General features: G+C 57.4%; 11 protein-coding genes. 7 read left to right on the top strand and 4 right to left on the bottom strand.

The window, feature by feature from the left end; all coding sequences use genetic code 11:
* Nucleotides 1–21: 21 nt before the first annotated feature.
* Complete coding sequence (locus tag MUU51_RS08450) at nt 22–1,062, bottom strand: aldo/keto reductase (RefSeq protein ID WP_159771718.1); 1,041 nt, start codon at nt 1,060–1,062, stop codon at nt 22–24.
* A 111-nt stretch (nt 1,063–1,173) separates the two neighbouring features.
* Between MUU51_RS08450 and yghX the strand changes: the two genes are divergently transcribed.
* Complete coding sequence (yghX, locus tag MUU51_RS08445) at nt 1,174–2,061, top strand: YghX family hydrolase (RefSeq protein ID WP_159771715.1); 888 nt, start codon at nt 1,174–1,176, stop codon at nt 2,059–2,061.
* Between the two features lie 185 nt (nt 2,062–2,246).
* Here yghX and MUU51_RS08440 read toward each other — a convergent pair whose 3' ends face one another.
* The gene (locus MUU51_RS08440) at nt 2,247–3,218 is read right to left on the bottom strand and encodes a sensor domain-containing diguanylate cyclase (protein ID WP_258967588.1); all 972 of its coding nucleotides are present in this window, start codon (nt 3,216–3,218) and stop codon (nt 2,247–2,249) included.
* Between the two features lie 111 nt (nt 3,219–3,329).
* Nucleotides 3,330–4,196, bottom strand: a complete 867-nt coding sequence (gene yghU / locus MUU51_RS08435) for a glutathione-dependent disulfide-bond oxidoreductase (protein WP_159771703.1) — start codon at nt 4,194–4,196, stop codon at nt 3,330–3,332.
* Nucleotides 4,197–4,564: 368 nt separating this feature from the next.
* Between yghU and MUU51_RS08430 the strand changes: the two genes are divergently transcribed.
* The 5 genes from MUU51_RS08430 to MUU51_RS08410 all read left to right on the top strand — a co-directional run bounded on the left by MUU51_RS08430 (nt 4,565) and on the right by MUU51_RS08410 (nt 10,069).
* The gene (locus MUU51_RS08430; RefSeq protein WP_258967587.1) at nt 4,565–6,157 is read left to right on the top strand and encodes an ABC transporter substrate-binding protein; all 1,593 of its coding nucleotides are present in this window, start codon (nt 4,565–4,567) and stop codon (nt 6,155–6,157) included.
* Between the two features lie 177 nt (nt 6,158–6,334).
* Nucleotides 6,335–7,279 (top strand): ABC transporter permease, encoded by a 945-nt coding sequence (locus MUU51_RS08425; protein WP_258967671.1) that lies wholly within the window; start codon nt 6,335–6,337, stop codon nt 7,277–7,279.
* 6 nt (nt 7,280–7,285) lie between these two features.
* Nucleotides 7,286–8,131, top strand: a complete 846-nt coding sequence (locus MUU51_RS08420; RefSeq protein WP_258967586.1) for an ABC transporter permease — start codon at nt 7,286–7,288, stop codon at nt 8,129–8,131.
* Nucleotides 8,124–9,101, top strand: coding sequence for an ABC transporter ATP-binding protein (locus MUU51_RS08415; RefSeq protein ID WP_258967585.1), 978 nt, complete (start codon nt 8,124–8,126; stop codon nt 9,099–9,101). The genes MUU51_RS08420 and MUU51_RS08415 overlap by 8 nt, the downstream gene beginning before the upstream one ends.
* Nucleotides 9,098–10,069 (top strand): ABC transporter ATP-binding protein, encoded by a 972-nt coding sequence (locus MUU51_RS08410; RefSeq protein WP_258967584.1) that lies wholly within the window; start codon nt 9,098–9,100, stop codon nt 10,067–10,069. The genes MUU51_RS08415 and MUU51_RS08410 overlap by 4 nt, the downstream gene beginning before the upstream one ends.
* Here the strand turns inward: MUU51_RS08410 and MUU51_RS08405 are convergent.
* Nucleotides 10,059–10,967: a LysR family transcriptional regulator gene (locus tag MUU51_RS08405; protein WP_159771685.1), complete on the bottom strand. Its 909-nt coding sequence runs from the start codon at nt 10,965–10,967 to the stop codon at nt 10,059–10,061. The two genes, MUU51_RS08410 and MUU51_RS08405, sit on opposite strands and share 11 nt — an antisense overlap.
* A gap of 112 nt (nt 10,968–11,079) precedes the next feature.
* Here MUU51_RS08405 and MUU51_RS08400 point away from each other — a divergent pair, with 112 nt between their 5' ends.
* The gene (locus MUU51_RS08400; RefSeq protein ID WP_258967583.1) at nt 11,080–12,495 is read left to right on the top strand and encodes an aldehyde dehydrogenase family protein; all 1,416 of its coding nucleotides are present in this window, start codon (nt 11,080–11,082) and stop codon (nt 12,493–12,495) included.
* Nucleotides 12,496–12,502: the final 7 nt, after the last annotated feature.

Below are 12,502 nucleotides of genomic sequence, written 5' to 3'. Positions count from 1 at the left end.
CAGGATGACAGGCATCCCACGTTACTTATCCGACGACGCCTGCCAAAGATTCAGTTGCCCGTCCGCCACGTGCTGGTCAATCTGCGCCAGCTCCTGCGGCGTAAAGGTCAGATTATTCAGCGCCTGTACGTTCTCCTCCAGCTGCTCCGGGCGGCTCGCGCCAATCAGCACCGACGTCACCCGGTTGTCCTTCAGCAGCCAGCTCAGCGCCATTTGCGCCATGCTTTGCCCGCGTGACTGCGCCATTTCCTGCAACAGACGCAAGCTCTGCAAATTACTCTCGCTGAGCATATTTTCCGTCAGCCCGCGCGCTTTCTTGCCTTCAGTCTGCATCCGCGACCCGTCCGGGATCCCGTTCAGGTATTTACCCGTCAGCAGACCCTGCGCCAGCGGCGTAAAGGCGATGCAGCCGACGCCGTTATTTTCCAGCGTATCCAGCAGCCCGGTGTTATCCACCCAGCGGTTCAGCAGGTTGTACGAAGGCTGATGAATCAGTAGCGGGATTTTCCACTCGCGCAGCAGACCCACCATTTGCTGAGTGCGCTCGGTGGAATACGACGAGATGCCGATATACAGCGCCTTGCCGCTCTGCACCGCCTGAGCCAGCGCCGCAGCGGTTTCTTCCATCGGCGTTTTCTCATCGACGCGGTGAGAATAGAAAATGTCGACGTACTCCAGGCCCATGCGCTTCAGACTTTGGTCGAGGCTCGCCAGCAAATACTTGCGCGAACCGCCGGAGCCGTAGGGGCCGGGCCACATGTCGTATCCCGCTTTGGTAGAGATAATCAGTTCATCGCGCCAGGCGGCGAAATCTTCACGCAGCAGACGACCAAAGTTCTCCTCGGCGCTGCCCGGCGGCGGCCCGTAGTTGTTGGCGAGGTCAAAATGGGTAATGCCTAAATCAAAGGCTTTACGCAGCAGTGCGCGTTGGGAATCGAGCGACTGAATGTGACCAAAATTGTGCCACAACCCCAGCGATAACGCGGGAAGCTGCAACCCGCTGTTGCCACAATAGCGATACTGCATCTGTTGATAACGTTCGGAACTGGCGAGCCAGGACATGGAAGCTCCTTCTGGTCTATATTTTGAAACGACGTTTCTATACTAGCGCCTGAAAATGTTCCGGTAAGTTCGGGCGATCACACTGCTGACGATTAATAAGGGAGAACCCCGATGACCCGACTAACGGCGAAGGACTTTCCACAGGCGTTGCTGGATTACTACGATTACTACGCTCACGGCAAAATCACCAAGCGTGAATTCCTGCAAATGGCGGGGAAATATGCCGTCGGTGGCCTCACGGCGCTGGCGTTATTTAACCTGCTCAAACCCAATTACGCGCTGGCGGAGCAGGTGGAATTCACCGATCCGGCTATCAAACCGGAATACATCGAATACCCTTCGGCGAACGGACACGGCACAGTGCGCGGTTATCTGGTCACTCCGACGGGCGGAAGCGGGAAATTCCCGGCGGTGGTGGTGGTGCATGAGAATCGCGGTCTGAATCCGTACATTGAGGACGTAGCGCGACGCGTCGCTAAAGCCGGGTTTATCGCCCTGGCGCCGGACGGGCTGACGTCGGTAGGCGGATATCCGGGCAACGACGACGAAGGACGTGCGTTACAGCAGCAGGTCGACCCAACCAAACTTATGAACGACTTTTTCGCCGCCATTGAGTTTATGCAAACGCATCCGCAGGCCACGGGCAAAGTCGGGATCACCGGTTTTTGCTACGGCGGTGGCGTCTGCAACGCCGCGGCTGTGGCCTACCCGGAGCTTTCATGCGCGGTGCCGTTCTACGGTCGCCAGCCGCCGGTTGCCGATGTGCCGAAAATCAAGGCACCTCTGTTATTGCATTACGCCGCGCTGGATAAAGGCATTACTGACGGCTGGCCCGCATACGAACAGGCGCTGAAAGCGAATGATAAGGTGTATGAAGGTTACGTTTATCCCGGCGTGAACCACGGTTTTCACAATGATTCGACTCCACGCTATGACCCGACGGCGGCTGAGTTGGCGTGGAAACGCACCCTCGGCTGGTTCAATCGCTACCTGACGTAAAAGTTTCACAAAAAAATAATCACAAAACGTTAGGGATTCTCAAGGATCTGCCGATAACGAGGAATCTATTGCACCTGCGGCAATGGAACCCCGCGAAAAATCCACGACTTTTCCTGAATGGGTCGCTTTCTGACAATTGCTGGGACATGCTCAAAATGATGGTGGGTTATCGCGACGAGTGCTAATCAGTCAGCGGAAAGGGAAATCAGTGTCTGCCCAATGGCCGCGCCGTTTTTGCCTGTGTGTTTAATCTGATACATCGAGATGTCAGCCCGCAGAAGCGCGTCGTTAAAATCGTCGCCGTGCAGCACTTCATTAATGCCTATCGATGCGCCTACCGAGGCGGTGCCGCTGACCAGTTCGAACGGCGTCAACGCCGCGCGCAGACAGTTGTGCGCGGTGCTCCAGATAAGCAGGCTGTTGAGCGAAAACGGCAGTAGCAGCACAAACTCATCGCCCCCCAGCCGCCCAACGACGGCACCCGGCGGGCAGGCGTCACGCAGGCGCTTGCTAAGCTGAATGAGAAGCTCGTCACCGCAGCGATGGCCAAACCGGTCATTCACTGCTTTAAAATCATCCAGATCGATAAACGCCACGCACATGGCATCGTTCCGCTGCATCTGCGCGAAGTGTTTTAACAGCGCATGGCGATTGGCGAGCCCGGTAAGCGGGTCGTGATTGGCGAGCAGGGAAAGCTGTTCTTCGTACTGCTTCTCCTTGGTCATGTCGATATGGGTGCCTGTGACCTTCAGTGGTTTGCCGTCATCATCCCACTCGCTCACGCGCCCGCGATCTAACACCCAGCTGACGGTGCCGTTTTTGTGCTGCATCCGATGCAAGGCTTCGTAATAGGGCGCTCTGCCTTCCAGATGACTGTAAAAGGCATCGAGAACCTGCTGGCGGTCTTCCGGATGCAGGTGTTCCCGCCACACGTCAAAATGGGCGCTCAGGGCTTTCGGTTGATAACCGAGCATCGCGCCCCAGCGGCGGTTAAAAATAATTAATTTTCCGCTGGGAATATCCAGTTGCCATAAACACAGACCGGTGCCATCGAGCGCAGCACTGAGCTTGCTCTTTGCATCACGGGCAATGCGTAGCAACCGGGCGTTATGCTTCTTCAGATTCTGGATCTGTTGTTTCAGGGCGATTTCAGACATTTAGATGCCATATGCCAGAGGAAGACATATTCATACTAATAATGTATTGACGTGTAAATATACAGTGAAAAAAAAGTGACCGGGCAATGACGCCCGGTCGACGGGAAGGGCTTAGCCCTGGCGTTTATCTTCTGTGTTGGTGTCGAAATCACTGGCAGAGTGACGCTCATGCAGCTGCTCGTTCAGCGGCCCTTGGGCGCGGTTGACGATGCGCCCGCGTTTTACCGCCGGACGATTGCCTACGTCCTGCGCCCAGCGCAGCACGTTTTTGTAGCTACCGGCATCAAGGAATTCCGCCGCGTTGTACACCGCGCCCAGTACCACGTTGCCATACCACGGCCAAATCGCCATATCAGCAATGGTGTACTCCTCGCCCGCCACATAACGACCGCGCGCCAGCTGTTTATCCAGCACGTCGAGCTGACGCTTGGCTTCCATGGCGTAGCGGTCGATGGCGTACTCAATTTTGACCGGGGCGTAGTTATAAAAGTGACCAAATCCGCCGCCGAGGATCGGGGCCGCGCCCTGCAGCCAGAACAGCCAATTCAGCGCTTCGGTACGGCCCGCCGGATCCTTCGGCAGGAAGTGGCCGAATTTCTCCGCCAGATACAGCAGGATCGATCCGGATTCAAACACGCGCAGCGGCGGGTTCACCGAATGATCGCTCAGTGCCGGAATTTTTGAGTTCGGGTTCACGTCGACAAACCCGCTGGAGAACTGATCGCCGTCGCCAATGCGGATCATCCACGCGTCGTACTCCGCGCCTGTCACGCCGAGCGCCAGCAGCTCTTCGAGCATAATCGTCACTTTCTGCCCGTTCGGCGTACCCAGTGAATAAAGCTGTAGCGGGTGCGTGCCCACCGGCAGCGCTTTCTCGTGCGTCGGGCCAGAAACCGGACGGTTAATATTGGCGAACGCGCCGCCGTTGTTTTGCTTCCACTCCCAGACTTTCGGAGGTTGATAATCATTCTTAGACATAGATAAACCACCCTGTTGTTTGAGGTATTTCCCCGTCATTCTTCGAGCCGCAGGTGCGTTGGCTGCACTCTCTCACCTTAGTCACTTACTTAAGTAAGTGACTGGGGATTCGCTCTTTTGCCGCCTTCCTGCAACTCGAATAATTTAGGGGAACAAAAGCAGGAGTGTAGCAGGTGATAAAGCCGAGCTTTAGCATTCAGAGTCGTGATGGCCTTAACGGCTTATTTTAAAAACATCTTATATAGATCAATACGGATATAAGCTTAAGCGAAAATCGCATTTCAAATCGTGTGGGAAAGGCTCCAATATGCGCGCTGAACTGCGCCCGTTGGCAGACAATAATAATGATGGCAAGGAGTTAATAAAGCATGCGCAAGTTGGTTTTCTCCGCCGCGATGATGTCGCTGGCCTTAGGTCTCGCTGGATGCGACGACGCAAAAAATAATGACACCGTAAACGCTCCTGCCGCCAATCAGAATGCCGCACCGAAAGACGGCGGCTCGCTGATTATTGGCATTACCTCCGGCGATCCGCTGGCGGTGAACCCAATTTACGCTAGCGACCGCACCACGCTGACCATCATGCAGGCGCTGTATGCGCCGCTCTACAGCTACAACGACGGAAAAATTGAATGGGGTCTGGCAGAAAGCCTGACGCCTTCTGCTGATAATCTTAGCTACACCCTGAAGCTGAAACCGAATCTGAAATGGCAGGACGGCCAGCCACTGACCGCCGATGACGTGGTGTTCACCTTCAATAAGCTGCTGGACGAAAAGCAGCACAGCTTCTTCCGCAGCATGTTCATGTTCGGTGGCAAACCGGTACAGGTCAGTAAAGTCGATGATCTGACGGTGAAATTCACTCTGCCGCAGGTCAGCGCGGCGTTTGTTGGCACCCTGGTGCAGATTTACCCGATTCCGCAGCACGTGTTCGCCAATGAAAGCGACCTGGAAAAGAGCAGTAAAAATGATGCGCCGGTCGGTTCCGGACCATTCAAATTCAAGGAATACCGCGCGGGACAGTATTACGCTCTGACGCGTTTTGACGATTACTGGAACGGCAAAGCAAAGCTTGATTCCGTTACTTACCGTTTCGCCAAAGACAGCAACTCCGCCAACCTGGCGCTGCAAAACGGCGAGATCAACATGAAGATGGTCGATCCGCAGGACGTGTCGCGCCTGAAAAGCACCGGCAAATTCGACTTTGTGGTTTACCCGGAAGGGCGTCTGGCGTACATGACGTTCAACCAGAACGTACCGGTGATGAAGAGCAAAGCGCTGCGTCAGGCGATTGCGTACGGCATCAACAAAGACGACCTGGTCACTACCGCGTTTACCTCTCAGGACTACGCCAAACCGGCAACCTCATTCCTGACGCCAGACACCCTGTACCATTCTGACGACGTCGAACAGTACAAATATGACCTGCAAAAAGCCAAAGACCTGCTGAAAGCCTCCGGCGCGCCAGCCAATCTCAAACTGCGTCTGGCCTACGTGAACACCAACAAAACCCAGGAGAGCATGAGCCTCTATATCCAGCAGCAGCTGAAAGCGTTAGGCATTAACGTTGAGCTGATGCCGCTGGATGCGAACGCGATGTCGCAACGCAGCCTCGATATGCAAAGCACGGCGTGGGAGCTGAACCTCGGGGGTTACATCATGGGCGCGGAGCCGGACGGCTATAAATCGCTGTTCATGAGCAACGAAGCCTACAACTACGCGCATTACAAAAATCCGCAGTTCGATGCGCTGTGGGATAAAGGCGCGATTGAAACCGATGTGGCCAAACGTGGTGAAATCTACAAGCAAATCCAGCAGACCGTTGCGAACGACATGACCTACTACCCGATTGCGTACACCAACGCCACCGTGGCCGTCGACAAGCGTTTTGCCGGCACCAAAGAGGCCGAACCGAAGCCGGTGTATATGTTCCAGGATCTGTCGAAAATCTACCAAAAATAATGCGCTTAGCCCCCGCAAGGGTGACACCGTTTATCTCAGGTAATGAATACGGGGAAACGCCGGGATCTGGTTCCCGGAGGGAGGCCAGACCCGGTGGTCGCCCCGAATATCAAAACCTTAAAATAACGGTGTCACCCAGGATGGGGGCTTTTTTGTGAAGGGAATGTCGTGAACGCAATGCTAACGCGTCGGCTGCTGCAACTGCTGCCGATGCTTTTCTTTATTTCACTGGTTGCTTTTTTGCTGGTGAAACTCGCGCCGGGCGATCCCGTGCAAGCGTACATCACGCCGCGCATGGCCCCGGAGGATATCGAGCGTATCCGCCAGAGTCTCGGGCTGGATAAACCGTTGGTGACGCAGTACTTCCTGTGGCTGAAAAACCTGTTTCAGGGTGACCTGGGCTACTCGCTGATTTATCACCGCCCGGTGCTGGAGATGATTGTCGAACGTATGCCCGCCACGCTTGGCCTGATGGGCGCGTCGCTGCTGTTGGCTATCGTGCTGGCGGTGCCGCTCGGCCTGCTGGCCGGTGCGTTTAAACATCGCTGGCTCGATCACGTCCTCAACCTGTTTGCTTATATCGGTATATCGGTGCCGATTTTCTGGTTCGGCATATTGCTGATCACGGTGTTTGCGGTGCAGCTCAACTGGCTGCCGAGCATGGGAATGCGCACTATCGGCGTGGAAGACAACTGGCTCGACGTCGTGCGCCACGGCGTGCTGCCGTGTATCGCGCTGACCTTCTACAACCTGTCGACCTACGTGCGCTACGTGCGTTCCAATACCATCAGCCAGCTCTCGGCGGACTATGTGCAAACCCAGCTGGCGTATGGCGCAACGTATCGCACCATTCTGTTTCGCCACGTAATGAAAAACGTGCTACTGCCGGTCATCACCCTGTTTGGCCTGTCATTTGGCGAAATGGTGGTGGGCGCGTACGTCACCGAAAGCGTGTTCTCGTGGCCGGGCATGGGGCTGCTGGGCATTCAGGCGATCTCCTCGCTCGACTACCCGCTGATCATGGCGATCATTTTGCTGTCGTCGTTAATGCTGATCGTCGGCAACCTGCTGGCAGATCTGCTGTATCGCTTCGCCGATCCCCGCATTCGTACCCAGAGGTAACCGCCGATGAGCAGACGCTGGCAAAACGTACGTCACCAGCTGCGCCGCAATCGTCCGGCGCAGTTCTCCCTTTTGGTGCTCTTTATTTTCATCCTCGCGGCGCTGGCTGCGGGGTTCAGTCCTTACGATCCGGATCAGATGTCGCTTGGTGCACGCCTGCTGCCGCCCGATGCCGCGCACTGGTTCGGCACCGACGAATACGGTCGCGATTACCTTACGCGCGCGCTGTACGGCGGCCAGATTTCGCTGATGGTCAGCTTTATGGTGATGCTGTTTTCCACGCTGATTGGCACCGTCGTCGGTACTGTGAGCGGCTATTTTGGCGGCTGGATAGACAACATCATGATGCGCGCCGTCGATATTCTGTTGGCGATCCCGGCGTTCTTTCTGCTGTTGGTACTCAACGCCTATCTCAAGCCCGGCGTGGACAACATCATCATGATTATCAGCCTGTTGACGTGGATGAATATGTCGCGTCTGATCCGCGCCGAAACGCTGTCGGTGAAGGAGCGCGAATACGTGCTTTACGCCAGGGCGTCCGGCGAGCATCCGTTACGCATTATCGCGCGGCACATCATACCCGGCGTGTTGCCGACGATCATCGTCTCCGCGACGCTCAATATCGCGTCGGCCATATTGATGGAATCGACGCTGAGCTTTTTGGGTCTCGGCGTGCAACAGCCCGCGGCATCGTGGGGCAGCATGCTCAACAACGCACAGTCGTACATCGGGGAAGCCACCTGGCTGGCGATGTTCCCCGGTGTGCTTATCCTGTTGACGGTATTCAGTTTTAACGTGCTGGGCGACGTGTTCCGTACCGCCTTCGAGCCGGGAGCCAATCGCGATGCATAACTTACTGGAACTCGACAACCTGCGAACATCGTTCTTCACCCGTGACGGCGAAGTACATTCGGTGCGCGGCGTGAGTTTTGCGCTGAAGCCGGGCGAACTGGTCGGCATCGTCGGGGAATCCGGCTGCGGCAAAAGCGTCACCTGTAAATCGGTGATTCAACTGCTCGGCAACAATGGCCAAATTACTGGCGGCAGCATTCGTTTTCGCGGTGAAGATCTGGCGCGTAAAACGCCGGAGCAGATGCGCAGAATTCGCGGGAACGATATCGCGATGATCTTTCAGGATCCCATGACCGCGCTGAACCCGGTGCTGACTATTGGCCGTCAGATGAGCGAGATCCTGATCCGCAATAAAGGCCTGTCGAAGCGCGAGGCGAAATCCAGGGCCATCGACATGCTGACCCGCGTCGGGATCGCCGATGCTGCCAGCCGTTTCTCCCAATATCCGCACGAGTTCAGCGGCGGGATGCGCCAGCGCGTGATGATCGCCATCGCGCTCTCCTGCAACCCTGAACTGCTGATTGCCGACGAACCGACCACCGCGCTGGACGTCACTATTCAGGCGCAGATCCTGCGGCTGCTAAAATCGCTGCAACAGGAAACCGGCACCGCCATTTTGCTGGTCACGCACGATCTTGGCGTGGTGGCGCAGGTGTGCAGCCGCGTCGTGGTGATGTACGGCGGGCAGGTGATGGAGGAGGGCAGCGTCGAAGATATTTTCTGGCGGCCTTTGCATCCGTACACCCGCGGCCTGCTGGCGTCACTGCCGCGCGCCGACGACCCGGAACACCGTTTGTCGCCGATTGAAGGCTCGCCGCCGGGGTTACTCAACCCGCCCACCGGCTGCCCGTTTGCCGAGCGCTGCCCGCAGAAGATGGCGCAATGCGACACGCCGCCACCGTTTTATTCGAACGCTGAGGGCCACCGCACCGCGTGCTGGCTGTGGCAGGATAAGGAGATTCAGGCATGAGCCATGAACCGTTAATTCGTGTTCGCGACCTGCGTAAGCACTACGCGCTGAACGGCGGCTGGCTGAGCAAAGGGCGTGTGGTTAAAGCCGTCGACGGCGTCAGTTTCGACATTATGCCGGGTGAGACTTTCGGTCTGGTGGGGGAGTCCGGCTGCGGAAAATCGACTCTCGGGCGTGCCATGCTGCGGCTGTTTGATATCACTTCCGGCGAGATTTCCTTTGCCGGGCAGGAGATTGCCCACGCCTCAGAGAAAACCCTCAAACCGCTGCGCCGCCGGATGCAGGCCATTTTTCAGGACCCGTATTCCTCGCTGAACCCCGGTATGACCGTCCAGCAGCTGGTTGCCGAACCGATGCAAATCCACGGCTACGATAAGCAGGCGCAGCGTGAACGCGCCGAAGAGTTGTTGTACAAGGTGGGACTTAAGCAGGAGCATTTGCAGCGTTTCCCGCATGAGTTCAGCGGCGGTCAGCGTCAAAGGATCAGCATCGCGCGTGCGCTGTCGGTGCGTCCGGAGTTTGTGCTGTGCGATGAGCCGCTGTCGGCGCTGGATGTATCGGTGCAGGCGCAGGTGGTGAATATTCTGCAAGATTTACAACAGGAATTAGGGCTGACGTACCTGTTTATCGCTCATGATTTGTCGATGGTGCGCCACATCTCCAGTCGGATCGGCGTGATGTACCTCGGCAAGCTGGTGGAAGTGGCGGATGCGGAGGAACTGTATCGCCATCCGACGCACCCGTACACCCGGGCGCTGCTGGCTTCGGTGCCGCAGCCCGATCCGCGCGTGCGAAATCTGGAACTCGGCGGGCTGAAAGGCGAGATCCCAAGCCCGACTGCAGAGATTAACGGCTGCCGTTTTTGCAGCCGCTGTCCGCACGTAATGCCGGTGTGCCAGCAGCAGGAACCGCCGATGCAGGAAATTTCTCCGCGCCATTTCGTCGCCTGTTGGCTGTTTAAGGCGTAGGTGCTCTGTCACGGATCTCATGCACGAGATCGATAAACGCTTTTAACCCCGGTGGGACGTGACGTCTGCCGGGGTAGTAAAGACGTAATCCGCCAAACGGCTGACACCACTCGGCCATCACGCTGACCAGTCGCCCTGCGGCGATATCGTCCCGCACAAACAGGTCTGAAATAAATGCCAGCCCGATGCCGCTCAGCGCGGCGTGGCGGATGGCGCGCATTTCATTGAGCACGATGCGCGGCGGCACGTTGACGGAGAATTTCTGCTGATGGCGTTCCAGCTCCCAGTGGTAAATCCCGCCGTGCGCCATGCGCATCCCGACGCTTTGATGCTGAAGCAGATCGTCCGGCGACAGCGGTGTGCCATGTGCGGCCAGATACGCTGGCGTGGCGACGACCAGCATGCGAATGTCCGGCGTCAGCGGCACCGCAATCATGTCCTGCGGCACGGATTCTTCGAGTCGAATACCCGCGTCGTAGCCTTCCGCCACGATATCCACCATCCGCGATTCGCTGGTGATTTCCAGGCGCATCTGTGGATAACGTTGCAGATATTCCTCAATCAACGGTTCGTACAGCAGCGCCACGCTCTCCTGCGGAGCGTTGATGCGCAGTGTGCCGGTTGGCGTGTCCGGCACGGCGGTAATCTCTTCCGACGCGCGCTGAATTTCCGCCAGCGCGGGCGCGATGCGTTCGACATAGCGCTCACCCGCAGGCGTCAGCGCCACGCTGCGCGTCGAACGGTTAAACAGCCGAACCTTCAGGCGGCTTTCCAGCCCGGCGACGGCGTTGCTGACCGCGGTCGCCGACATGCCAAGCTCCCGTGCGGCGGCGCGAAAACTCTGGCGGTGCGCGACGGCGAGCACCACTTCCAGCTCAGTGAATCCACTACGATGCATAGATTATCCCGATTTTCGGTACAGTCCGTACAGGATAGACCCTCTTATCGTAGCGGTCATCCGTTTCTATACTCCTTCCACACACTGAAAAACAGAATACGTGGAGAACACCATGCAGCACATCGACACCATCTATATCAACGGCGAATTCGTTACCCCGCACGGCGAAGAGCGCTTTGAGCTGTTTAACCCAGCCACCGAAGCGGTGATTGGCACCGTGCGTCTGGCGGATGAAGTGGACGCTGAGCGGGCGATTGCTGCGGCGAAAGCCGCGTTTGCGGGTTGGTTGCGTACCACCAAAGACGAGCGTATCGCAGTGCTGAAACGTATGCATAAAGCGGTCGCCGCGCGTGAGGACGAACTGCTGGAGGCTATCGTTACCGAATACGGCGCACCTCAGGCTAGGGGCCGCTGGATGGCGCAATATCCGGCAGACGTTATCGCTCAGGCGATTGAAACCCTGGAAGAATTTGAGTTTGTGGAGCAGGCGGGCAGCGCGCAGGTGATCATGACGCCGGTCGGCGTGGCGGGGCTGATCACGCCGTGGAACAGCGACGCCGGGTTTATCTGCAACAAGCTGGCAACGGCGATGGCCGCAGGCTGCACCGCCGTTATCAAACCGAGTGAAATGAGCGCCATGCAGACGCAGATTGTGACCGAAGCGCTGCACGAGGCGAACATTCCGGCGGGCGTGTTTAACATCATCACCGGGCGCGGGGAGGTGGTGGGCGACGTGATTAACCGTCATCCGGATATCGCGAAAATTTCCTTCACCGGTTCAACGGCGGTGGGCAAACACATTGTCGAAAGCAGCGCGCAATCGCTGAAGCGCGTCACGCTGGAGTTGGGTGGGAAATCGCCGACGGTTATTCTTGATGATGCCGATATCGAAAAAGCCGTCCCGCTGGCGCTGGCGGCAGGCTTTATGAACAGCGGGCAGGCGTGCATTGCCGGGACGCGTATTCTGGTTCCGCGCAGCCGCCAGGCCGAATTTGAGCAGGCGTTTGCCCATGCGGTGGGCCAGGTGCAGTCCGGCGATCCGCGCGACGACAATACTGAAATCGGCCCGATGGTCAGCCGTAAACAGTGGCAGCGCGTGCAGGACTACATTCGTCTGGGCGTGGAAGAAGGTGCGAAACTGCTGGTGGGCGGCGAAGGGCGTCCGGCGGGCATGGAAAAAGGCTGGGGCGTGAAGCCGACGGTGTTTGTCGGGCATAACCAGATGCGCATCGCCCGTGAAGAAATCTTTGGCCCGGTGCTGGTGATGATTCCTTACGAAGATGACGCCGATGCGCTGGCGATTGCCAACGACACGAATTATGGCCTGAATGCGATGGTGCTGGGTGGCAATACCGACCGCGCCGTGCGTATCGCGCAGCAGATTGAGTCCGGTCGCGTGATGGTCAACACCCTGGCCCATGAGCCCAAAGCCCCGTTTGGCGGCGTGAAACATTCCGGCCTGGGACGTGAAATGGGCAAATGGGGAATGCAGGCGTATCTGGAAGCAAAAACGGTGGTGGTGGGGTAAGCGTCTG

The organism is Scandinavium manionii (assembly GCF_024764775.1).
GTDB lineage: Bacteria > Pseudomonadota > Gammaproteobacteria > Enterobacterales > Enterobacteriaceae > Scandinavium > Scandinavium manionii.
The sequence above is the reverse complement of the archived record's forward strand: the minus strand, read 5'-3'. Positions and strand labels throughout refer to the sequence as shown.